The following is a 22,450-nucleotide window of genomic DNA, read 5'->3' as shown; positions in this document are numbered from 1 at the left end:
ATGCACGCCGCCCCCCACGTCGAATGGAAAAAAGTCGACCAGTCACGAACTGACGAACGATCCAGAATTCGGGGGCTTTCTGCATGAAACGTTTCGCTCTCAGCGTCATCGGCGCCGTCGCGGCGATCGCCATCGCCGGCCCGGCGCTGGCCCAGGCCAAGAAGCCGGTCAACATCTACATCTGGAACGACTATCTGGGCGAATCGACGCTGGCGGACTTCACGAAGGCCACCGGCTACGACACCAAGGTGGACCTCTACGACAGCCTTGAGCTGCTGGAGCAGAAGGTGCTGGTCGGCAAGTCGGGCTATGACGTGATCGTCCCGACCGCCGAGCCGACCCTGTCGCGCATGATCCAGGCGAAGGTCGTGGCGCCGCTCGACAAGGCGAAGATCCCGAACCTGAAGAACGTCGATCCCAAGGTTCTTAAGCTCCTCGAGAACTCGGACCCCGGCAACAAGTTTGCCGTGCCCTATCTGGGCGGCACGGTCGGCATCGCCATCATCCCGGAGAAGATCAAGGCCGTCGCCCCCGACGTCCCGCTCGACAGCTGGGACCTGATCTTCAAGCCGGAGGTGGCGAAGAAGGTCGCGGCCTGCGGCATCACCGTGATGGATTCGGCCATCGACGTGATCCCGTCGGTGCTGAACTACCTCGGCCTTGATCCGAACTCCGAGAAGAAGGAGGATCTGGACAAGGTCGAGAAGACGCTGCTGGCGGTCCGCCCCTACATCAAGCAGTTCGTCACCGGCCAGAACATCAACATCCTGGCGGGCGGCGACGCCTGCGTCGTCATGGCCTACAACGGCGACGCCATCCAGGGTGCGGCCCGCGCCGAGGAAGCCAAGAACGGCGTGAAGGTCGAGTACATCACGCCGAAGGAAGGCGTGCAGGTGTGGTGGGACACGCTGGCCATCCCGGCGGACGCGCCGAACAAGGAGGGCGCGCACGCCTACATCAACTTCATCCTGGACCCGGCGAACACCGCCGCGATCTCCAACACGGTCAGCTACGCCAACGCCGTTCCGGCCTCGTTGGCCTCGGTTGACGAGGCGGTGAAGACCAACCCCGCCGTCTTCCTGCCGGAGAACAGCAGCCTCAAGCTGTTCGCCCTGAAGTCGATCAAGCAGACCACCGACCGCGCCCGCACCCGCGTCTGGACCAAGGTCAAGACCGGCAAGTAAGCGCGCCGCGAACCGGCACGCACGACACGCGCCCTGGTCGTTTCCCATCGGGAACGGCCGGGGCGTTCCCATGAGAAGAGGACGCCGAGAGGAGCCGCATGGCCGTCCAGCCGATCCGCAAGCCCACGCGCCTGGAACCCTGGCAGGACCCGGGACAGAAGCCCTATGTGCGAATCGAGAAGGTGACCAAGACCTTCGGCGATTTCGTCGCTGTGGACGAGGTCAGCCTGTCGATCTACCGGGGCGAGTTCTTCGCCCTGCTGGGCGGCTCCGGCTCCGGAAAGACGACCCTGCTGCGCATGCTGGCCGGGTTCGAGACGCCGACCGAGGGCAAGATCTTCATCGACGGCGTCGACATGGCCGGCATCCCGCCCTACGAGCGGCCGGTCAACATGATGTTCCAGTCCTACGCCCTGTTCCCGCACATGTCGGTGGAGCAGAACGTCGCCTTCGGCCTGAAGCAGGACGGCGTCGCCAAGGCCGAGATCAAGGAACGGGTGGGGGCGATCCTCGACCTCGTCCAGCTCGGCCAGTTCGGCAAGCGCAAGCCGCACCAGCTCTCCGGCGGCCAGCGGCAGCGCGTGGCGCTGGCCCGCTCTCTGGTCAAGCGGCCCAAGCTGCTCCTGCTCGACGAGCCGCTGGGCGCGCTGGACAAGCGGCTGCGCGAGCGGACGCAGTTCGAGCTGGTCAACATCCAGGAGAAGCTGGGCGTCACCTTCATCGTGGTCACCCACGACCAGGAGGAGGCGATGACCATGTCCTCGCGGATCGCCGTGATGAACCACGGCGTCATCGCCCAGACCGGCACGCCGACCGAGATCTACGAATACCCGCAGTCCCGCTTCGTCGCCGAGTTCATCGGCTCGGTGAACATGTTCGAGGGCCGGGTGGTGGAGGATCAGGCCGACCATGTGCTGATCCGCTCCGAGGACGCCGGCTGCGACCTCTACATCAACCACGCGGTGGCGGTCCCCGCCGGCGCCACGGTGGGCGTCGCCGTCCGCCCGGAGAAGATCGCGCTGAGCAAGGAGCCGCCGGCCAACGCCGCGACCAACGCCGATGGGCGCAACGTCACCAGCGGCATCGTGCGCGAGATCGCCTATCTCGGCGACGTGTCGATCTATCTGGTCGAGCTGAAGACGGGCAAGACGGTGCGCGTCACGGCGCCCAACGTGGTGCGGCGCACCGAGATGCCGATAACCTGGGACGACGAGGTGCATCTGAGCTGGCGTCCCTTCGCCGGGGTGGTGCTGACGCAATGATCGATCTTCTGCGCCGGATCGGCCTGTGGGGGCGGGGGGTGGTGGTCGCCATCCCCTACCTGTGGCTTCTGCTGTTCTTCCTGGTGCCCTTCCTGATCGTGTTCGGCATCAGCCTGTCGGAGGCGATGCTGGCGCAGCCGCCCTACGCGCCGCTGATCGACTGGCTGGTGGACGAGGACGCGGAAACGACCAAGCTCCAGATCCTGCTGAACCTGTCCAACTATCTGCGGCTGGGCGGGGACGACCTCTACATCCTGGCCTATCTGAACTCGGTGAAGATCGCGCTGGTCACCACCGTCTGCTGCCTGCTGCTGGGCTACCCCATGGCCTACGCCATCGCCCGGGCGGAGCCGTCCAGGCGCGGGCCGCTGATGATGCTGGTCATCCTGCCCTTCTGGACCAGCTTTCTGATCCGCATCTACGCTTGGATCGGCATCCTGAAGGCCAACGGGGTGGTGGACAACCTGCTGCAATGGACCGGTCTGACGACGGAGCCGTTCGAGCTGCTCTACTCGGACTGGGCCGTCTACATCGGCATGACCTACTGCTATCTGCCCTTCATGGTGCTGCCGCTCTACGCGACTCTGGAGAAGCTCGACCCGACGCTGCTGGAGGCGGCGGCGGACCTCGGCTGCCGGCCTTGGAAGGCGTTCCTGACGGTGACGCTGCCGCTGTCTCTGCCCGGCATCATTGCCGGGTCGCTGCTGGTCTTCATCCCCTCGGTCGGCGAGTTCGTGACTCCGGAACTGCTGGGTGGTCCGGACACGCTGATGATCGGCCGCGTCCTGTGGAACGAGTTCTTCGCCAACCGCGACTGGCCAGTCGCCTCGGCGGTGGCCATCGCGCTCCTGCTGTTCCTGGTGGTGCCGATCATGGTCTTCCAGCATGTCCAGGGACGCCAGACGGAGGCCGGGCGATGAAGCAGATGGGAAAACTGGCCTGGGCGCTGTGGTTCGGCTACGCCTTCCTCTACGTGCCGATCGCGCTGCTGATCTTCTACTCCTTCAACGAATCGCGGCTGGTCACGGTGTGGGGCGGCTTCTCCACCAAGTGGTACGCGGAGCTTCTGCAGAACGACCAGCTTCTCGGGGCGGCCTGGCTGTCGCTCAAGGTGGCGGCGATGTCGGCCACCGCGTCGGTGGTGCTCGGCACCGTCGCGGGTCTGGCGCTGGCCCGTTTCGGACGGTTCCGCGGGCGGACGCTGTTCGGCGGCATGATCACCGCGCCGCTGGTCATGCCGGAGGTCATCACCGGCCTGTCGCTTCTGCTGCTGTTCGTGGCGCTGGAGCAGGCCATCGGCTGGCCGGACGGGCGGGGCATGACGACGATCACCATCGCCCACACCACCTTCACCATGGCCTATGTGGCGGTGATCATCCAGTCGCGTCTCGTCAGCCTGGACGAGAGCCTGGAGGAGGCGGCGATGGACCTCGGCGCCCGCCCGGCCAAGGTGTTCTTCGTCATCACGCTGCCGATCATCGCCCCGGCCATCGTGTCGGGCTGGCTGCTCGCCTTCACCCTGTCGCTCGACGACGTGGTGGTCGCCAGCTTCGTGTCGGGTCCGGGCTCCACCACGCTGCCGATGGTCATCTTCTCCAGCGTCAAGTTCGGCATCAGCCCGCAGATCAACGCGCTGGCGACGCTGATGATGGTGGTGGTCGCCACCGGCATCTTCATCGCCAGCCTCGTCATGGCGCGGCAGGACCGTCAGCGGAAGCGGGACGAGCAAATGGCGGTGCAGGGGGGCTGAAAAGCCTCCTGCCACCCCCGAACACCGCCTCATAGGGGCTATGCCATCCGGCCGCGGACGGCGGGGGTGGCCGTTTGCCGTTGCATTTGCTATTCTGTGGGCATCTGCAACAGCGAATGAGGCCGTATCATGCGCGCGCTCTTATGGTTCCCGATGCTTCGTCTTGGTTTTTCGATGCCTTTTTCGGTGCCGAAGCGCCGTTATTCGGACCGTCCGCCCTCCCGCCGCTGAGCGGTCGAGCGCGCCGCCCTTCCGGGCATTCCGATGGCCCCTTTGGTGGCCGTTGCCAAATCCTCCGCTCCGTGGTTAGGGTGACCGTGGGTCACGGGTGACGCCGTGACGACCCGCTCCGGCCATGCACAAGAGCCGGACCGTTCAGGGATTTGGCAGGAGATTCAAAGATGGCGACACCGGCGGCGGAAGGCTTCACCATGCCGGGCGAATGGGCACGGCACACCCGCTGCTGGATGGCGTGGCCGTGCCGGCCCGAGACGTGGCCCGAGGGGGCTTTCGACGCCGCCGCTGCCGCTTACACCGACGTCGCCCGCGCCATCAGCCGCTTCGAGCCGGTGACCATGGTCTGTGATCCCGCCGACGTCGCCGATGCTTCGCTGGCCTGCGGGCCGGGCGTCGAGATCCTGCCCTTGCCGATCAGCGATTCCTGGATTCGCGACACCGGACCCAGCTTCGTCACTGATGGGAAAGGGCAGGTGGCCGGCGTCCATTGGCGCTTCAACGCCTGGGGCGGCAATTACCCGGACAGCGCCAAGGACCAGCAGGTCGGCCGACTGATGCTCGACCATCTCGGCATGCGCCGCTTTGAAGCCCCTCTGATCATGGAGGGTGGCTCCTTCCATGTGGACGGGGAGGGGACGCTGCTGACGACCGAGCAATGCCTGCTGAATCCGAACCGCAACCCGAATCTCGGCAAGGCGGAGATCGAGGAGTTGCTGAAGGAGCATCTCGGCATCTCCAGCGTCATCTGGCTGGGCGAGGGCTATCAGGACGACGAGACGGACGGTCACATCGACGAGATCGCCCTCTTCGTGAAGCCCGGCATCGTCATGGCGATCACCACCGACGATCCCGGCGACGCCAATTTCAAGGCGTTCCAGGACAATCTCGACCGGCTGAAGCGCGCCCGCGACGCCCAGGGGCGGGAGCTGGAGGTCATCCCGGTCCGCCAGCCGGCGCGGCGCGACGAGAACGGCGTGCGGCTGACCTTGTCCTACACGAATCTCTACATCGCCAACGGCGGCATCGTCATGCCGGCCTTCGAGGATCCGGCGGACGACGAGGCCTTCCGGATCGTGCGCCGGGCCTTCCCGGACCGCGAGGTGGTGCAGGTTCCGGCGCTGGACATCGTGCGCGGTGGCGGCGGCATCCACTGCATTACCCAGCAGCAGCCGGCGGTCTGATCGGACACCGTCGTTGGTTGGCAGAAAGGCGAGGGCACTTGCAGCCTTCGCTTTTTAATCGGTCACGGCGTCGATTCGGATCTTGAATCGGTGGGTGCACGGGCGCATATTCTTAACATGCAGTTAAATCCGCTCAATATGCCTCCAATGGCAAAGCCTCAGCCGCCGATCACACCGGCGATGCAGATGGCCATGTCTCCGGCGGTTCAGGCGGCGCAGCAGACCACCCCCACCGTTCGCACCCAGACAGTCCAGGCCACCCAAGCGGTCGGCAAGACGGACCAGACGCGGGACACCCGCAACGCGACCCAATCGGGGCAGGCGGTGGACCCGCAGACGGCGGCCGTTCAGGCGCGGACCAACGGCACCGGCTACGGTGGCAAGCAGCGCGGCACGCTCCTGGACGTCAGCGTCTGAGGCGTTTTTACGCGTCCTTTCCTGCTGTTCAATCTGCAGGCTCTCCGCCATTATCCTATGCAAAGCCGAGGCGGTTTTTCGCGTTGCCGAAGGCTGTTTCCAGGAAGCTGGTTCGGCTGTAACGCGCTGGAGCCGTTCGCGTGATGCATTCCGCCCTGATCGACATGATCGCCGCCGGACAAACGGATGTTGGCCGTGTCCGTTCGCGCAACGAGGACGCGTTTCACCTCGACCCGGCGCGCGGCTTGGCAGTGATATGCGATGGCATGGGGGGGCACGCCGGCGGCGACATCGCCAGCCGCACCGCGGTGGAGGTGGTGGCCGCGGTCATCGCCGCCCAGGACCGTGCCGACGAAGGCCGGACGCCGTCCCAGGCGGAAGAGGAGAAGGCGGCTGCGGACGCCGCATCGACGGTGCGTTCCGCGGTGGTGGCCGCCAATCGCCGGATCAACGCCCTGAACCGCCAGCGCGGCTACGCCGAAGGGCGCGGCATGGGAACCACGCTGGTTGGGCTTTGGCGGGTGCCGGGAACTGGTCGCGTCATCGTGTTCCACGCCGGGGACAGCCGGCTGTATCGCCTGCGCGACGGCGAGCTGCGCCTGCTGACGCGTGATCACAGTCTTTACCAAGTCTGGCTGGACAACGGACGCCGCGGACAAGCGCCCCATCGCAACATCATCGTTCGCGCGCTCGGCACCGGCGAGCGGGTTGAGCCCGACATCGCCGTTCACGATCTTCAGCCCGATGACCTGTATCTTCTGTGTTCGGATGGGCTGACCGGCATCGTGCCGGAGGGCGTGATTCAGCGCATTCTCACCCAACAGCCGCCGCTTGCCGGCGAAGACGCCTGTGCCCGGCTGATCGCTCTCGCCAACGGGGCGGGCGGGCCGGACAACATCACCCTCATCCTTGCGCGATTCGTCCTTCTCCCGGCCTGATCCAGTGGCGCATTCAACGCGCCCTGGTTTTGAGGAAGCGTGCGGTGGCGACGGTGGCCGGTGCGGCGGAGTCCAAAGCCTGTTTCAACGCCGGAAGATAGGACGCCGCTGCCTCGGCTTCGGGACGCGGCGCGGCGAACAACGGTGTTGGGCTGGCGACCACGACGATCAACTCGTGACCGTAGGGTGGCCCGATGCTCCAGAATCGCCCTCCGGCGCCGCGCTCACCCAGCCGGCGAACCGCACCGGACGCCACGCGGCCGCTGATCTCCAGAGGGTTGGGCAACAAATGAATCACGTCGCCGTCCGACGTGAAATAGTCCACCTGCAGGTGCGCTGGAAAATCAGGGGCTACAATGTCAAACATCAAGTCTTGGCCGTCCTCGAACGGTGTTCCGGTGGCATTCTTGAATCGGATCAACAAGGACGACGCCGCGCCGGCGTTGGCAGCCCGAAAAGGGCCGATCAGGGTCAGCGGTTCGCACAGGGCAGGGGAGACCCGCTCGATCTCCACAGCGGCCCGCTGGCCGGTAAGGAAATCCTGGGCGAGCAGCGCGAGACTGTCCGGATCGGTGTCGCCCGCGGTCAGGCCGGAGATCGCAATCCTCTGGTCCTTGCCGACGGCGACCTCCAGTTCGGCACAATGAAACTCCGTCAAGGCCGTCCGCAACGCCGACAGATCGGGCACGGCGGGAGCCGGCGGATCGTCCGGTGCGGGAAGCGCCTGCGCCGGTGCGGTTTCGCCGTCCGTGGAGGGGTCGGAGGCGGTGGAGGCATGAACCGACCACGCGCTGGCTCCGATGGCAGCGGCAAGCAGCGCAGCGGCGCATCGATGCCGCCATGTCGTTGGCGCAAACGTCGGCGCGAAGGCGTCGTTCACCGGAACCTGACCGTTGGGTACAAACTGTGTTTTATGTAGCGTGCATTGCGGACATCGCCAAGGGCAGAGGCACCCTGCCGTCAAGGCCAGGGACGATCATATAATCTATATTATGGAAAATATTGTCGGTGCGCAGAGAGCAGGGCACCAATCCGTCCCTTTCGGCGTTCTGGCCGATGGACTATCGTCTCGGCTCATTCCCATATCCATTCCCTTCGATGAAGGCTGCGCCTTATGCCTCGTTCCTCGTGGCTTTTCGGTCCCGCGCTGTCGCTTTGTCTGTTTCCGTTCGCCGCCATGGCCCAGACGCCGCCCGATTGCACCAGACCATCCAGTCGCGCCGACCGGACCATCTGTGCCAGTGCCGATCTGAAGGTCGCCGCCGAGGATATGGCGACGCTTCTGCGCGAGACCTTGGAAAACACGCCCACCGATGGCCGGGACGTCATCGAGCGCGCGCAGAAAGCGTTCCTGACCGAACGTGACGGCACCTGCGCCGACACATCCGCCATCCCGGCTTGTCGAACCCTGTATGAGGCGCGCGCCGCCGACCTGGCCGCCCAGAATTCGGCTGCCCAGAGAAAGCTGGCTGCGGTCGTCGCCGGAATTCCGAAAGATGCCAAAGCCGCCGCTGTGGCGCTTCAGCGCTACAATGGTGCACCGGCAAAGGCATGGTTGGTCTATCTCTATCAGAGCGGCGCCGTGCCGGTGGCGGACAAGGATCCCACGGTGCGCAAGCTGGTGGACGATATCTTGAACCGAGGTCTGCCAAGAGACCCCTACCTTCTTGAAGAAATGGCAAATCTCGGCGACGTGCCGAGCGCCCCTCTGGGCACGTCGCTGCTGTTTCTGCGCCATGTCCTGTCGACCACGGAGATGGACGCGCCCTGCTTCCTGTTCACCAAACATGGGCAGCCGGCCTTCGAAGCCTTTGGCGCCTTCTGGGGCAATGCGCGCGACGAGACGCCCGGCCTGTGTCATCCGTCGTCCTCCGTGTTCGATCTGCCGGAATGGAAAGCCGTCTCCGCCCACATGGACCCGGCGATCGAACCGGCCCTGGTCGAACGTGGCAGCATCCGTCACGGCTACGAGCGCCAGTTCGAGGTGGACGACCTTCAGGCGTCCTTCGTGCCAAGCACCCTTCTGGAAGCGCCCATGTCCGCCGAAGCCAAGAAAATGGCCGAGCAGCGCGGCCGGGCCGTGGCCGCCTTCCGGTCCTGGAGCGATTTCGACATCTGGCCGGAGACCGAATACCGTGCGGCGGTGCGCACTCTACCTGCAGCCATCACTGCAACATCAAAGCTTTACAGAGAGAAGTTCAAGCTGAATCCTCAGACAGCGGATCAGGCGGCCAAGGCGGCCGCGGACCGGTTCATCGCCGGACGGCTGGGCCTCATCATGCCGGACGATTGACCGTCGCCCTACCCCATCCCGTCCCGACCCGGATGGTCAAAGCTCGATGACGAGCCCGTCATAGGCGGGCTCGACACCGGGGGGAAGCAGCCGGCGGAGCGTGTCGTAATCCATGGTCTGGTCCATGTGCGTCAGGTAGGCCCGCTTGGGGCGCACCCGCGCGATCCATTCCTGCGTCAAGGCGAGATGGGCATGAACCGGGTGCGGCGGCTCGATCCGGGCGCAGTCCACCACCCACACCTCGACACCCTCCAACGCCGCGAAGGCGTCTTCATCCAACCTCACAACGTCGGTCGAATAGGCAAACTTATCAAAGCGATAGCCAAGGGTCTTCAGATATCCGTGATCCTGCTCGAAGGGAACGATCCGGCGACCGCGCACCTCGAACGGGCCTTCTACGGCGCGAGGCGTCAACACCGGGCGGTAAAAGGGTTCACCGGGGCGCAGAGGCTCGAAGCAGTAGCCGAAACGCCGCTCCAACTCGGCCAGATCATCGGCGCTGCCAAAGGCGTCGATGGGCGCGTGCATGGCGCGGCACAGTTCCCTGAGTTCGTCGATGCCATGGGCATGGTCGGCGTGCTGGTGCGTCCACAGGACGGCATCGAGCCGCCGCACATCCGCGTTGAGAAGCTGCTGGCGCAGATCTGGGGAGGTGTCGACCAGTATGCTGACGTCACTGCCCTGCCCGGCCCTCTCCTGCTCCCATTCCACCAGGATGGACGGACGCATCCGGTGGTTCCTGGGGTTCGCCGGGTCACAGGAGCCCCAGCCGAGACCGATTACGGGAACGCCCCGCGATCCGCCGCAGCCGAGGATCGTGACCCGCTGGCCGGTCATGCGGTGACCTGATTGGCCGTTCCGGCGCGCGGGAACAGGCGGAAGAAGTTCTCGGTGGAGATTCGGGCCATGTCCGCGGCGTCCACACCCTTGACCTCGGCGACGCAAGCCGCGGTGTGGGCGACGTAGGCCGGCTCGTTTCGCTTGCCGCGGAACGGCACCGGCGCCAAGTAGGGCGCGTCCGTCTCCACCAGAATCCGGTCCAGCGGAACGTCCTTCACGATGGCGCGGAGGTCCTCCGACTTCTTGAAGGTGACGATCCCGGAGAGCGAGATGTAGAATCCGAAATCCAGAGCATCTTCAGCGAGTTGACGCCCGGAGCTGAAGCAGTGCAGCAAGCCGTGGACCGGCTGTCCGGCGGCCTCCTCGCGGATGATCCGCATGGTGTCGTCGTCGGCGTCGCGGGTGTGCACGATCAGCGGCAGGCCGGTGTCCAGGCTGGCCCGGATGTGCCGGCGGAAGCACTCCTGCTGAACGTCGCGCGGGCTCTTGTCGTAGAAGTAGTCGAGCCCGGTCTCGCCCAGCCCGATCACCTTCGGATGCTTCGACAGCGCGACGAGGCGCTCGACACTCACCCCAGCGATCTCCTCCGCCGCTTGGTGCGGATGGACGCCAAGCGAGCACAAAACATCGTCATAGCGCTCGGCGACCGCCAGAATGCGGTCGAAGCGCGACAGGTAAGTGCAGATGGTCACCATCCGCCCCACCCCCGCCTGCCGGGCGCGGTCCACGACCGCGTCCAGTTCCTCGGCGAAATCAGGGAAGTCGAGATGGCAATGGCTATCGACCAGCATCGTTCGTCAGCTCTTCGCTTCGTCCACATAGCGCGGGAACACGCCCTGCGGCGTGGGCAGCGGCGTGCCGGCGATCAGCGCCCCGCCCGCCCCCAGCCGGTCGAACCCGCGGGCTTCCGGCCCCTGCGCCAGCTGGTCCAGGATCTTCGCCGAGGCTTCCGGCATGATCGGCTGGGTCAGGATGGCGAGATGGCGGATGGTCTCGGCCAGCACGTACAGCACCGTGGCCATGCGCGCCGGATCGGTCTTCTTCAGCGCCCACGGCGCCTGCTCGTCGACGTAGCGGTTGCCGTCGCCGATCACCGCCCAGATGGCGTCCAGCGCCTTGTGGAAGGCCTGCGCCTGGAACTCCGCCCGGACGATCGGCAGCAGGTTGCGGGCGGCGCCGAGCAGGGCCTCGTCGGCCTCGGTGAAGGCGCCCGGCTGCGGGACGGCGGCCCCGCAATTCTTGCCAATCATCGACAGGGACCGCTGCACGAGGTTCCCGTAATCGTTGGCGAGGTTGCCGTTGATCCGCTGCACCATCTGCTTGTGCGAGAAGTCTCCGTCGTTGCCGAAGGGCACCTCGCGCAGCAGGAAGTAGCGGGTCTGGTCCAGGCCGTAGGTGTTGACCAGCGTCTCCGGCGCGATGACGTTGCCCAACGACTTGGACATCTTCTGGCCTTCGATGGTCCACCAGCCGTGCGCGAAGACGCGCTTCGGCGGGGCCAGCTTGGCGGCCATCAGGAAGGCCGGCCAGTAGACGGCGTGGAAGCGCAGGATGTCCTTGCCGACCATGTGCAGGTTGGCCGGCCAGTATTTGGCGTACTCGCCGCCCTCGTCCGGGAATCCGACCGCGGTGATGTAGTTGGCCAGGGCGTCCAGCCACACATACATGATGTGGTCGGGGTTGCCGGGCACCGGGATGCCCCACTTGAAGGTGGTGCGGCTGACCGACAGGTCCTTCAGCCCCGACTTCACGAAGGCCATCACCTCGTTGCGCTTGCCGGCGGGAGCGATGAAGTCCGGGTTCTGCTCATAGAACTCCAGCAGGCGGTCCTGCCAGGCCGAGAGGCGGAAAAAGTAGGACGGCTCCTCGACCCATTCGCACTCGGCGCCGGTCGGGGCGATCTTCTTGCCCGACGGCGACGTGGTCAGCTCGTCCTCGCCGTAGAAGGCCTCGTCGCGCACCGAGTACCAGCCGGCGTAGCTGCCGAGATAGATCTCGCCGGCCGATTCCAGACGGCGCCAAAGCTCCTGCACCGATGCGATGTGCCGCGGCTCCGTGGTGCGGATGAAGTCATCGTTGGAGAAGTTCATCAGCGAGACGAGGTCGCGGAAATTCTTCGACACGCGGTCGGTGAACTCCTGCGGCGCGATGCCGGCGTTCATGGCGGATTTCTCCACCTTCTGGCCGTGCTCGTCGGTGCCGGTGAGGAACTTCACGTCATAGCCGTCCAGCCGCATGAAGCGGGCCAGCACGTCGCAGGCGAGCGTGGTGTACGCGTGCCCGATGTGGGGCACGTCGTTCACATAATAGATCGGAGTCGTCAGGTAAAAGGTCTTCGACCCGGTCATGTCAGAGGCTCTCCCGAGAATGCGCCGGCCCGGCGCGTCGCCGGTCCGGATGGGCGTGGTGTGTCGTCCGTGTTAAGTAGCAGCCGCTTCCAGCGTCGCCAAGGCGTTCAGGACCACCTGTTTGCGGTCGAGATTGGCGGATTCCGCACGGGCGAAATGGCGTTGGACCTTTTCCCACACCTCCACCCAACGTTCAAGGCCGCGGGCGTTGGCCAGACGGGTCATCAGGGCGGCCTCCCCGGCCACCACCTCTGCCGGCCAGGCGCCGCGGGCCAGCGACCGGACGAAGCGGGCGAGCCACCAGACGAGCAGGTCGGTGGCCGTCTCGTACAGACCGTCGTCCTGCTTGCGGGTCAGCTTGTCGCCAAAGGCGTGGGCGGCGACGACGTCCAGTCGCGGCAGGGTGCCGAGCAGACCGATGAGTTCCCGGTAGAGGTCGAGCCCGCCGGCCTCGGCCAGCCCGATGGCCCGCCCGATGCTGCCCTCCGCCAGCCGCGCGAGCGCCGCCCGGTCCTCGCCGCCGAGGTCCGGACGATGCTGGACCAACAGGTTGAGAACCGTTTCCTCAGGAAGCGGTTGAAGCGTCAGCTTGCGGCAGCGGGAGCGGATGGTGGGCAGCATGCCGCCGGGGTTGTCGCTGACCAGAAGCAGCAACGCGCCGGACGGCGGCTCCTCCAAAATCTTGAGAATGGCGTTCAAGCCACTGAGATTCATACGGTCCGCGCCGTCGATCACCGCCACGCGCCAGCCGCCCTCGGCGGCGGTCTTGCGCAAGAAGGGGCCGATCTTGCGCACGTCGTCCACGGCGATGTCGCGCTTCAGCCGATCGCGCTTCTCGTCGCGCTGGCGCTCCACGGTCAGCAGGTCGGCGTGCCCGCCCGAGGCGACGCGGCGGAAGACCGGGGCGTCCGGAGACAGCGCCAGCGTGGCGGGCGGCGGCGGCGCGCCGAACAGGCCGGCATCCGGCGGCTCGTGCACCTGGGACAGGACGAAGCGGGCGAAGCGGAAGGCCAGCGTCGCCTTGCCGATCCCCGGGGGGCCGCCGATCAACCAAGCGTGTGGCAAGCGCCCGGAGTTCCAAGCGTCAAGCAGCAGGCGCTCGGCGTCGTCATGGCCGGTCAGTTCGGGGTTGCGGCGCGGGGCGAGGGCATCCTCCTCCGCGACCGGTTCTGGCGCGCGGGCGCGGCTCACCTCAGGAGGCTCCCAGGCGACGGGTCACTTGGTCCAGAATGGCCGCCTGTACCGTTTCCACGGGGTGTCCGGCATCGACGACCGCGCAGCGCTCCGGCTCGCGTGCGGCGATGTCGAGGAAGCCGTCGCGCAGGCGGTGGTGGAAGGCGACGTCCATCCGCTCGTAGCGGTCCTCCCCGCCGCGGCGGGCGGCGGCGCGGGCCAGCCCCTCCTCCACCGGCAGGTCGAGGATCAAGGTCAGGTCGGGCCGGAAGTCGCCCAGGGCCGTGGCCTGGAGCGTGGCGACCAGATCGCGCCCCAGCCCGAGCCCATAGCCCTGATAGGCCATGGTGCTGTCGAAGAAGCGGTCGCAGATGACCCAATGGCCGGCCTCCAACGCCGGCCAGACGGTGCGTTCCAGATGGTCGCGGCGGGCGGCGGTGTGCAGCAGCGCTTCGGTCACCGGACCCCAGCGGCCAGTCTCGCCCGACACCAGAAGGCCGCGGATCTCCTCGGCGCCCGGCGAGCCGCCGGGCTCGCGGGTCAGCACGACCCGCTTCCCCCAACCGATCAGCGCGTCGGCGAGCAGGCGGATCTGGGTGGTCTTGCCCGCCCCTTCGCCGCCCTCCAGCGTGATGAACCGCCCGCGCGTCATGGTCTGCTCCCGATGGTGATGTGGCCCGCCGCGTTCCGGATTCCGGCGGTGACGGGCCGGCTTACACCAATCAACTCGCCCCGAAAATGAGGAACTTCGCCGCCGCCAGGGCGCGGCCGACGAAGCCCAGCTTCTCCACGTCCTGGGCGGCGACCACCGGGAACTCCTTGCCTGGGAAGCCCGGCGCCGACACCACCACCTTGCCGACCACGTCGCCCTTCTTCACCGGCGCCGCGACCGGGGCGTTGCTGACCAGCGACACCTTCATGCCGCCGCGGTCGGCGCGGGCCATGGTGACCTTCATGTCCTCCGGCACGGTGACCGGCACGCTGTCCTGAGCGCCCAGCCAGAGCGGCACCTGATCGACCGTCTCGCCCGCCTTGAACAGGGCGTAGGTGGCGAATTCTCGGAAGCCCCACTCGATCAGCCGGGCCGACTCGTCGGCGCGGGCCTGCATGCTCGGCAGGCCGTTGACCACCAGGACGAGACGGCGCCCCTCCCGCTCCGCCGAGGCGGTCAGACCATAGCCGCCGGCCTCGGTGTGGCCGGTCTTCATGCCGTCGACGTCCATGCCGCGGTAGAGCAGCGGGTTGCGGTTGCCCTGGTTGATGCCGTGGTACTTGAACTCCCGGATCGAATAATAGTGGTAGTATTCCGGGAAGTCCTTGATCAGATGCTCGGCCAGGATCGCGAGATCGCGGGCGGTCATGTAGTGGTTCGGATCGGGCCAGCCCGTCGCGTTGGTCAGGTTGGTGTCCTTCAGCCCCAATTCGCGAGCGCGCTTGTTCATGCGCTCGGCAAAGGCCGATTCGGAGCCGGCGAGACCTTCGGCGAAGACGATGCAGGCGTCGTTGCCCGACTGCACGATCACGCCCTTGATGAGGTCATCCACCTTGATGTTGTTGTGCAACTCCACGAACATCTTGGAGCCCTGCATCCGCCACGCGCGCTCCGACACCGGCAGCGTGCTGTCCAGCGTCACCCGGCCTTCCTTGATCGATTCAAAGACCATGTACATCGTCATGATCTTGCTCATCGAGGACGGCGCCATGCGCTGATCCGGGCTCTTCTCGAACAGCACGGTGTTCGAGGTGATATCGACCAGGATCGCTTGCTTGGCGATGGTTTCGATGCTGGCGGCGTGAGCCACCGGCCCCACCCCCGCCGCGAACAGCGCGACCGCAAGGCCCATGGCGAAACGGGTGCGGGCAACGCGGGTGCGGACGACAGCGACCATGACAACTCCCTTCGAAACGCGGACTGGACAAGACGTGAAACGGAACGAGGCCCGGTGCCGGGCCAAGCTTGGACTGGGCTCGCGGGTGATCAATCAACCACGATTTTGGCGTCGGTAAGGCCGGCTTGGAGGATCTGGTTCAAAACGGCGTCGGCGGATTCCACACTGGCCAGCGGCCCCACCCTCACCCGCTGCAGCCGCTGCCGACCGGCGACCGTCTGGGTGACCTGCGCCTGCTGGCCGAGCGAGGCCAGGCGGGCGCGCACGCGGGTGACGTTGTCCGGACTGCCGAAGGCGCCGACCTGGACATAGATCTGCTCGTAGGGCTTGACCGGCAGCTCGGCGACCACCGGGGCCGGAACGAAGCGGCCGTCCACCATGTCGCCGGCCACCGTGGTGGGCGGCGGCACCGGGGCGCGGGCGACCGCGGCGGAAATGGCGCGGGCGGCGCCGTTGACCTCCACCGCGCTGCGCGGGGCGGCCTTTGGCGACGGGCCGTCCAGCTCCGCCAGCATCGGGGCCGGCGTGCCCTGGCGGGCCGCGGCGGCGACCGCGCGGCTTTCCTCCGCCAGAATCTGCACGCGCACCTTGGCCGTGCCTGTGCCTTCGAACCCAAGCAATTGCGCGCCGCGCCGCGACATGTCGATGATTCGCCCGTTGGCGTAGGGGCCGCGGTCGTTGATGCGAACCACCAACGACCGGCCGTTGTCGAGATTGGTGACGCGCACGAGGCTTGGCATGGGCAAGGTCTTGTGCGCGGCCGTCAGCTCATTTTGGTCGTAAACCTCGCCGTTGGCGGTGACCTTTTGGTGGAATCCCGGCCCATACCAGGAGGCGATCCCGGTCTCGCTGTAGGAGTAATCCTCGGTGGGATAATACCAGACGCCGTTGACCTGATAGGGCTTGCCGACCTTGTAGACGCCGCTGCGCGGCAGTCCGGACGAGGATGGCGCGGGCGGCGCGGTCGCACAGGCGGCGAGCGTCAGCGCTCCTGCGAGCACGGCCGCCCCCCTCAGCATATGCGCGCGTCGCATGGCCCCACCCCGCTAAATCTGGTGGGGCCACTCTAGCCGAGTTACCTCCCCGCGCCAACCGCGCAACACCCGTCAGGATCCCGCCTGTGCTGCATCGCGGTCATGGGCGGGCCCCGGAAACAGCGAATCGGTCCGCCCCATCAGGCGGTAGGCGACGAGGCCGATCCACTCGCGGACCGGGTCCTGGAGCGCGTCGATCTGCTTGTCGAACTCGAAGCGGACGAAGGGGCGCCCGCCGAACCGCGTGCGGTAATCGACCGGATAGGGAATCACCTCCCAGCCGACCTGCCGGAAGATGCCGACCGACCGCGGCATGTGCATGGCCGAGGTCACCAGGACCCAGGTCTCCTCCGGCTTCGGCCGGACGAGCCGCTGGCTGAACAGGGCGTTCTCCCAAGTGTTGCGGGACTCGTTCTCGTAGGTCACGCGGTCTGGGTCGATTCCGACCTGCCGAAGCGCGCCGCGGACGGCGAGGTCCTCGCGCAGGTCCAGGGCGTCCTGCCCGGCCAGCCGCCCCGAGCCGCCGGTGAACACCGCACGCGCTTGGGGGTAGCGGCGGATCAATTCAGCGAAGCCGAGAACGCGTTCCGCCGCGTCGTTGACGGACGGCTCGCCGCGGTCGCGGGTGATCGGCGGGTTCACCGCCCCGCCCAGCATAATGATGCCGTCCACCCGCTCCGGCAACTCGGGGCGGGGAAAGCGCTCCTCCAGCGGCAGCGCGACCCATGAGGCGATCGGCGTGACCATGACGATGACGAAGCCGACGGTGACCGCCACGACCAGCCGCCGCCCCCAATGGGCCAGACGGCGGGTGAACAGCAACACCGTCCCGGCGGTGAGGATCAGCACGAGCAGGTTGCCCGGCGAGACCAGGAGCCACAGCAGCTTCGACAGCACGAAGGACAACAGCCGACCTCCCCTTTCGATTTCCAGCGGTTTCTAGATACGGGCGTTCACCATGAATGCCCAGAGGCGACGGCACGGTAACGAATCCGCCATCAATCCGTAACAGCGGCGTCTTCGGCGGCGGGTAAGGTCCGCGGCGCAACCAAGGATTTACCGCATATGCTGTCGAACATTTCCATCGGCACGCGAATCGCGCTGCTGGTCGCCGCGTCCGTGGTCACCTTGGGCCTTCTGGGCGGGACGGTCACCGTCGGCGCCCAGCGCATGTTCGAGGCGACCGCCGAACTGGACCAGTTCCGCGACGCCTATGAGCACACCGCCGCGATCGAGCGCCGGGCCAGCCGCCTGCGCTTCCAGGCGCTGCGCTTCGTGGCCGACCGCGACGAGACGGCGGCCGAGGCCTTCGCGAAGAACGCGGAGGAAGCCTCGCGTCTGCTGGACAACCTCAAGGAACGCGGTGTGGAGCGCCTGCCGCCGGAAGAGTTGGACCACCTGTCCCAGGGCATCGGCACGCTGAAGGAGCGCTTTTCGTCGGTCGTCGCGCGGGCGAAGGAACTGGGTCTGTCCGACGACAGCGGTCTGCGCGGCGTCCTGCGCGCCTCCGCCCGCGCCATCGAGGACGAGTTGAAGCAGTGGCCGAACGCCGACAAGCTGACCGGCCGCATGGAATCCATGCGGAAGATGGAGAAGGACTTTATCATCTACAGCGACGAATCGCTGCTGTCCGGCCACCGCAAGGCCTTCAACGAGTTCACCTTCTTCCTCGCCGATTCGGGGCTGGACACGGCCACCCAGACCAAGCTGGAGAAACAGGCCCGCACCTACCGCACCGACCTCGGCCGCTTCGTCGACGCCACCAAGGCCTTCCGGGCCGAGGTGCAGACCTTCAACGACGCCTTCCAGGCCATGGTGCCGCGTTTCGAGGCGCTGCTGGAGTCGGCCAACGCCGGCATGGCCGGAGCGGTGGAGACTCAGAACCGGGTGCGCGGCGAGGTGATCGCCAACGTGCTCCAGGTCGGCTCCGTCCTGCTGGTCGGCTTCGCGATCATCAGCCTGCTCGTTGCCCGCAGCATCACCCGGCCGTTGCGCCTGATCGAGGGCGTGATGGAACGACTGGCCGGCGGCGACCGGACGGCCACCGTGCCGGAGACCGGGCGGCGCGACGAGATCGGCGCGATGGCCCGCGCCGTCAGTGTGTTCAAGGAGAATCTTCAGCGCACGCATGAGCTGGAGCAGGAATCCCGCCGGGCCGAACGGCGGGCGGAGGAGGAACGGGAAAACGCGCTCCGCGCCATCGCCCACGACTTCGATTCGGCGTTCGGGCGGGTGCTCCACACGGTTGATCACGCTGCCGACCAGATCCGCAACGGCGCGCACATCCTGCGCGACACCGCGGAGAAGATGAAGGAGCAGGCCCTGGACACGTCGGAAAAGGCGGAGCGGACCTCGGAAGTGGTCGGCATCGTCAACAACGTGTCGCGCACCCTCTCCGCCTCGATCGGGGAGATCGGCGGGCGGGTGACCACCTCCAGCACGGCCATCCGCCGCGCCGTCGATCACGCCCGGCAGAGCGACTCGGCGGTGGCGGCGCTGGCCGACAGCTCGCAGCGGATCGGGGAGATCGTCCGGCTGATCAACGACATCGCCGGACAGACGAACCTGCTGGCGCTGAACGCGACCATCGAGGCCGCCCGCGCCGGCGAAGCCGGCAAGGGCTTCGCCGTCGTCGCATCGGAGGTCAAGGTCCTGGCCAACCAGACCGCCAAGGCGACCGAGGACATCGCCGGTCAGGTCGGGGCCATCCAGGAGGCCACCGGCTCCGTCGTCGAGGCGATCCGGGCCATCCGGACCACCGTGGAGGAGGTCGCCCACCTGTCGGAGGACGTATCCGCCGCCGTGCGCGACCAGCTCGAACAGACCGAGGAGATCGTCGGCGCGGTGGGCCGGGCCAACGACAACACCCACGAGGTGACCGAGAGCGTCAGCACCATGGCGATCACCGCCGCGGAGACCGGCAAGTCGGCCATCGAGATGATCTACTCCGCCGCCCAACTGGCGGACGAACTCCGGCAGCTCGAAGCCGACGCCGACCGCTTCGTGTCCTCGATCAAGATTTGAGTCCTCAGACCGTCATACGGCCGGCGCATGAAGAGTTCCATGATCGACCGGCCGTATGACCCTTTCGCACATGGCTGCGCCATGTGCTGCCGGGTTTGAACCGAAGGCGTTTGATGGAGGCCATCAAACGCCTTCGGTATCAGGCATTCTTCAGACAAAGAGAAAGGGCAGGAACCGAAGCCCCTGCCCTTGCTCACTTTTGGGGTCTGGATGACCAGCCTTACGCGGCCAGCATCTCCAGCGCCTTCTGCAGCTTGTCGCGGGCCTGCGCCGCGGTGTCGCGGCGGTCGCGCTGCTCCTCAATCACCTCTTCCGGCGCCTTGGCGACGAACTGCTCGTTCGACAGCTTGGCGTCGATTTTCTTGATCTCGCCGGACAGCTTCTCGATCTCCTTGGTCAGGCGCGCCCGCTCCTTGTCGAGGTCGACGATGCCTTCCAGCGGCAGGATCAGCGTGGCCTCGTCGAGCACCGCCTGGACGGCGCTCTTGGGCACCGGGCCGGACAGCGGCTCGACGCTGGCCAGACGGCCCATGCGCAGGACCAGGTCGCGGTGCGTGTCCAGCCGCTTCAGGCTCTCCGGACCGGCGTCCTTCAGCTTCAGCTCGATCTGCGCCGCGGGCGGGACGTTCATCTCCGACCGCATGGAGCGGACCGAGGAGATCGCCCGCACCACCCAATCCATCTCGTCGCGGGCGGCGGGGTCGATCAGCTCCGCGCCATGCTCCGGCCAATGGGCGGAGATCAGGCGGTTCGCCCGGTCGTCCGAAAGCTGCTCCCACAGCTCCTCCGTGATGAAGGGCATCAGCGGGTGGAGCATGTGCAGGATCTCGTCCAGCACCCAGGCGGTGGTCGCCCGCGTCTCGGCGATGGCGGCCTCGTCCGAACCGTTCAGGATCGGCTTGGTGAACTCCAGGTACCAGTCGCAGAAGGTGCCCCAGGTGAAGGCGTAGGCGGTGTTGGCGGCCTCGTTGAATTTGTAGGCCTCGATGGACTCGCCAACCTTCTTCGCCGCCTCCGCCAGAGCGCCGACGATCCAGCGGTTGACCGTCTGGGTCAGCCCGACCGGCTTGAAGCCGGGGACCGGGGCCACCCCGTTCATCTGGGTGTAGCGCGCGGCGTTCCACAGCTTCGTCGCGAAGTTGCGGTAGCCCTCGACGCGGCTGACCGCCAGCTTGATGTCGCGGCCCTGGGCGGCCATGGCCGTCAGGGTGAAGCGCAGGGCGTCGGTGCCGTACTGGTCGATCAGTTCCAGCGGGTCGATGACGTTGCCCTTGGACTTCGACATCTTCTGGCCCTTCTCGTCGCGGACCAGGGCGTGGATGTAGACCGTCCGGAAGGGCACGTCCTTCATGAAGTGCAGGCCCATCATCATCATCCGGGCGACCCAGAAGAAGATGATGTCAAAGCCCGTCACCAGCACGTCGGTCGGGTAATAGCGCGCCAGCTCCGGCGTCTCGTCCGGCCAGCCCAGCGTGGAGAAGGGCCACAGGGCCGACGAGAACCAGGTGTCCAGAACGTCCTGGTCGCGGGTCAGCGCCACATCACTGCCGTAATGGGCCTTGGCCGCGGCGATGGCCGCCTCCTCGGTCTCCTCGACGAAGAAATGGCCGTCCGGGCCGTACCAGGCGGGAATTTGATGGCCCCACCAGATCTGGCGGCTGATGCACCAGGGCTGGATGTTGCGCATCCACTCGAAATAGGTGTTCTCCCACTGCTTGGGTACGAACACCGTCTTGCCGGTCTCCACCGCCTCGATGGCCGGCTTGGCGAGCGTGGCGGCGTCGACGTACCACTGGTCGGTCAGCCAGGGCTCGATGGCGACTCCGGAGCGGTCGCCGTGCGGCACCATGTGGGTGTGCGGCTCGATCTTCTCCAGTAGGCCCAGCGCCTCCAGCTCGGCCACGACCTTCTTCCGCGCCTCGTAGCGGTCGAGCCCGCGGTAGGCCTCGGGGACCTCGTCGCCGGTGATGCGGGCGTCGCGGTCCATGATGTTGATGGCCGCGAGGTTGTTGCGCCGCCCGACCTCGAAGTCGTTGAAGTCGTGCGCCGGGGTGATCTTCACCGCACCCGAGCCGGTCTCCGGATCGGCGTACTCGTCGCCGACGATGGGGATCCGGCGGCCGACCAGCGGCAGGACGACGTTCTTGCCGATCAGGTCCTTGTAGCGCTCGTCCTCCGGATGCACGGCGACGCCGGTGTCGCCCAGCATCGTCTCGGGGCGCGTGGTGGCGACCACGATGAAGCGGTCCGCCTCGCCTTCAATGGGATAGCGGAAGTGCCAGAGGTTGCCCTTGATCTCCTTCTGCTCGACCTCGAGGTCGGAGATGGCGGTGTGCAGCTTGGGGTCCCAGTTGACCAGCCGCTTGTCCTTGTAGATCAGACCCTGCTTGTGCAGTTCCACGAACACCTTGCGGACGGCGCGGCTCAGCCCCTCGTCCATGGTGAAGCGCTCGCGCGGCCAGTCGGGCGACGCGCCCAGCCGGCGGAGCTGGCGGGTGATGGTGCCGCCCGATTCGGCCTTCCACTCCCACACCTTGTCGATGAAGGCGTCGCGCCCGAAATCGTGGCGCGTCTTGCCTTCCTTGGCGAGGTTGCGCTCCACGACCATCTGGGTCGCGATGCCGGCGTGGTCGGTGCCCGGCTGCCACAGGGCGTCGCGCCCGCGCATCCGGTTGTAACGGGTCAGAACGTCCTGGAGCGTGAAGGTCAGCGCGTGGCCCATGTGCAGGCTGCCGGTCACGTTCGGCGGCGGCATCATGATGGTGTAGGGCTTGCCGTTCGACTCGGTCTTCGCCGCGAACGCGCCCGTCTCTTCCCACAGCCGGTAGTGCTTTTCCTCGACCTCGGCGGGCCGGTACGTCTTTTCCAACATCACCAGGA

The 22,450-nt window shown here is 66.7% G+C and carries 18 protein-coding genes and 1 pseudogene; 9 read left to right on the top strand and 10 right to left on the bottom strand.

Going from position 1 to position 22,450, the window contains the following annotated elements:
* Positions 1–83: 83 nt before the first annotated feature.
* The 7 genes from DS837_RS17235 (at position 84) to DS837_RS17205 (ending at position 6,969) form a co-directional block, all read left to right on the top strand.
* A complete protein-coding gene (locus DS837_RS17235; RefSeq protein WP_149165881.1) occupies positions 84–1,184 on the top strand; it encodes an extracellular solute-binding protein in 1,101 nt (366 codons plus the stop codon).
* 98 nt (positions 1,185–1,282) lie between these two features.
* Positions 1,283–2,446 carry an ABC transporter ATP-binding protein gene (locus DS837_RS17230; protein WP_014240468.1) on the top strand — a complete coding sequence of 388 codons (1,164 nt, stop codon included), beginning with the start codon at positions 1,283–1,285 and terminating at the stop codon, positions 2,444–2,446.
* Positions 2,443–3,366: an ABC transporter permease subunit gene (locus DS837_RS17225; RefSeq protein WP_145626680.1), complete on the top strand. Its 924-nt coding sequence runs from the start codon at positions 2,443–2,445 to the stop codon at positions 3,364–3,366. The genes DS837_RS17230 and DS837_RS17225 overlap by 4 nt, the downstream gene beginning before the upstream one ends.
* Positions 3,363–4,196, top strand: coding sequence for an ABC transporter permease subunit (locus DS837_RS17220; protein ID WP_014240466.1), 834 nt, complete (start codon positions 3,363–3,365; stop codon positions 4,194–4,196). The genes DS837_RS17225 and DS837_RS17220 overlap by 4 nt, the downstream gene beginning before the upstream one ends.
* 401 nt (positions 4,197–4,597) lie before the next feature.
* Positions 4,598–5,614 carry an agmatine deiminase family protein gene (locus DS837_RS17215; RefSeq protein WP_149165880.1) on the top strand — a complete coding sequence of 339 codons (1,017 nt, stop codon included), beginning with the start codon at positions 4,598–4,600 and terminating at the stop codon, positions 5,612–5,614.
* Positions 5,615–5,800: 186 nt separating this feature from the next.
* On the top strand, positions 5,801–6,031 hold the full coding sequence (locus DS837_RS17210; RefSeq protein ID WP_247889983.1) for a hypothetical protein: 231 nt from the start codon (positions 5,801–5,803) through the stop codon (positions 6,029–6,031).
* Positions 6,032–6,174: 143 nt separating this feature from the next.
* Complete coding sequence (locus DS837_RS17205; protein WP_149165909.1) at positions 6,175–6,969, top strand: PP2C family protein-serine/threonine phosphatase; 795 nt, start codon at positions 6,175–6,177, stop codon at positions 6,967–6,969.
* Between the two features lie 13 nt (positions 6,970–6,982).
* On the opposite strand, the gene DS837_RS17200 is transcribed toward DS837_RS17205, so the two are convergent.
* Positions 6,983–7,849, bottom strand: coding sequence for a DUF4384 domain-containing protein (locus DS837_RS17200; RefSeq protein WP_149165879.1), 867 nt, complete (start codon positions 7,847–7,849; stop codon positions 6,983–6,985).
* Between the two features lie 234 nt (positions 7,850–8,083).
* On the opposite strand from DS837_RS17200, the gene DS837_RS17195 reads away from it, so the two are divergent.
* Positions 8,084–9,262, top strand: coding sequence for a lysozyme inhibitor LprI family protein (locus DS837_RS17195; RefSeq protein WP_149165878.1), 1,179 nt, complete (start codon positions 8,084–8,086; stop codon positions 9,260–9,262).
* A gap of 36 nt (positions 9,263–9,298) precedes the next feature.
* Here the strand turns inward: DS837_RS17195 and DS837_RS17190 are convergent, their stop codons facing one another.
* From DS837_RS17190 to DS837_RS17155, 8 genes are all read right to left on the bottom strand, one after another.
* Positions 9,299–10,099, bottom strand: coding sequence for an MBL fold metallo-hydrolase (locus DS837_RS17190; protein WP_149165877.1), 801 nt, complete (start codon positions 10,097–10,099; stop codon positions 9,299–9,301).
* Positions 10,096–10,893, bottom strand: a complete 798-nt coding sequence (locus DS837_RS17185; RefSeq protein WP_149165876.1) for a TatD family hydrolase — start codon at positions 10,891–10,893, stop codon at positions 10,096–10,098. The genes DS837_RS17190 and DS837_RS17185 overlap by 4 nt, the downstream gene beginning before the upstream one ends.
* 6 nt (positions 10,894–10,899) lie before the next feature.
* The gene (gene metG, locus DS837_RS17180; RefSeq protein ID WP_149165875.1) at positions 10,900–12,450 is read right to left on the bottom strand and encodes a methionine--tRNA ligase; all 1,551 of its coding nucleotides are present in this window, start codon (positions 12,448–12,450) and stop codon (positions 10,900–10,902) included.
* A 72-nt stretch (positions 12,451–12,522) separates the two neighbouring features.
* Complete coding sequence (locus DS837_RS17175; RefSeq protein WP_149165874.1) at positions 12,523–13,641, bottom strand: DNA polymerase III subunit delta'; 1,119 nt, start codon at positions 13,639–13,641, stop codon at positions 12,523–12,525.
* 1 nt (position 13,642) lies between these two features.
* Entirely contained in the window at positions 13,643–14,275 is a 633-nt protein-coding gene (gene tmk, locus DS837_RS17170) for a dTMP kinase (protein WP_149165873.1), read from the bottom strand.
* Between the two features lie 70 nt (positions 14,276–14,345).
* On the bottom strand, positions 14,346–15,512 hold the full coding sequence (locus tag DS837_RS17165; protein ID WP_149165872.1) for a D-alanyl-D-alanine carboxypeptidase family protein: 1,167 nt from the start codon (positions 15,510–15,512) through the stop codon (positions 14,346–14,348).
* Between the two features lie 89 nt (positions 15,513–15,601).
* On the bottom strand, positions 15,602–16,513 hold the full coding sequence (locus DS837_RS17160; protein ID WP_247889982.1) for a septal ring lytic transglycosylase RlpA family protein: 912 nt from the start codon (positions 16,511–16,513) through the stop codon (positions 15,602–15,604).
* A 105-nt stretch (positions 16,514–16,618) separates the two neighbouring features.
* The gene (locus DS837_RS17155; protein WP_247889989.1) at positions 16,619–17,443 is read right to left on the bottom strand and encodes a YdcF family protein; all 825 of its coding nucleotides are present in this window, start codon (positions 17,441–17,443) and stop codon (positions 16,619–16,621) included.
* Between the two features lie 1,077 nt (positions 17,444–18,520).
* Here DS837_RS17155 and DS837_RS33340 point away from each other — a divergent pair.
* Positions 18,521–19,570: pseudogene (locus DS837_RS33340) on the top strand (methyl-accepting chemotaxis protein); the annotation flags it as partial.
* 220 nt (positions 19,571–19,790) lie between these two features.
* Here DS837_RS33340 and DS837_RS17145 read toward each other — a convergent pair.
* Positions 19,791–22,442 (bottom strand): valine--tRNA ligase, encoded by a 2,652-nt coding sequence (locus DS837_RS17145; RefSeq protein WP_211102283.1) that lies wholly within the window; start codon positions 22,440–22,442, stop codon positions 19,791–19,793.
* Positions 22,443–22,450 lie beyond the last annotated feature (8 nt).

Origin of the sequence: Azospirillum brasilense (assembly GCF_008365405.1) — a bacterium.
GTDB lineage: Bacteria > Pseudomonadota > Alphaproteobacteria > Azospirillales > Azospirillaceae > Azospirillum > Azospirillum brasilense_D.
This window is presented reverse-complemented; position numbering and strand designations above follow the sequence as displayed.

What these genes read in the sequence shown, in the direction of transcription:
- DS837_RS17235 (WP_149165881.1), top strand. Translation starts at nt 84, where the DNA reads ATGAAACGTTTCGCTCTCAGCGTCATCGGCGCCGTCGCGGCGATCGCC.
- DS837_RS17230 (WP_014240468.1), top strand. Translation starts at nt 1,283, where the DNA reads ATGGCCGTCCAGCCGATCCGCAAGCCCACGCGCCTGGAACCCTGGCAG.
- DS837_RS17225 (WP_145626680.1), top strand. Translation starts at nt 2,443, where the DNA reads ATGATCGATCTTCTGCGCCGGATCGGCCTGTGGGGGCGGGGGGTGGTG.
- DS837_RS17220 (WP_014240466.1), top strand. Translation starts at nt 3,363, where the DNA reads ATGAAGCAGATGGGAAAACTGGCCTGGGCGCTGTGGTTCGGCTACGCC.
- DS837_RS17215 (WP_149165880.1), top strand. Translation starts at nt 4,598, where the DNA reads ATGGCGACACCGGCGGCGGAAGGCTTCACCATGCCGGGCGAATGGGCA.
- DS837_RS17210 (WP_247889983.1), top strand. Translation starts at nt 5,801, where the DNA reads ATGGCCATGTCTCCGGCGGTTCAGGCGGCGCAGCAGACCACCCCCACC.
- DS837_RS17205 (WP_149165909.1), top strand. Translation starts at nt 6,175, where the DNA reads ATGCATTCCGCCCTGATCGACATGATCGCCGCCGGACAAACGGATGTT.
- DS837_RS17195 (WP_149165878.1), top strand. Translation starts at nt 8,084, where the DNA reads ATGCCTCGTTCCTCGTGGCTTTTCGGTCCCGCGCTGTCGCTTTGTCTG.
- DS837_RS17190 (WP_149165877.1), bottom strand. Translation starts at nt 10,099, where the DNA reads ATGACCGGCCAGCGGGTCACGATCCTCGGCTGCGGCGGATCGCGGGGC.
- DS837_RS17185 (WP_149165876.1), bottom strand. Translation starts at nt 10,893, where the DNA reads ATGCTGGTCGATAGCCATTGCCATCTCGACTTCCCTGATTTCGCCGAG.
- metG (WP_149165875.1), bottom strand. Translation starts at nt 12,450, where the DNA reads ATGACCGGGTCGAAGACCTTTTACCTGACGACTCCGATCTATTATGTG.
- tmk (WP_149165873.1), bottom strand. Translation starts at nt 14,275, where the DNA reads ATGACGCGCGGGCGGTTCATCACGCTGGAGGGCGGCGAAGGGGCGGGC.
- DS837_RS17165 (WP_149165872.1), bottom strand. Translation starts at nt 15,512, where the DNA reads ATGGTCGCTGTCGTCCGCACCCGCGTTGCCCGCACCCGTTTCGCCATG.
- DS837_RS17145 (WP_211102283.1), bottom strand. Translation starts at nt 22,442, where the DNA reads ATGTTGGAAAAGACGTACCGGCCCGCCGAGGTCGAGGAAAAGCACTAC.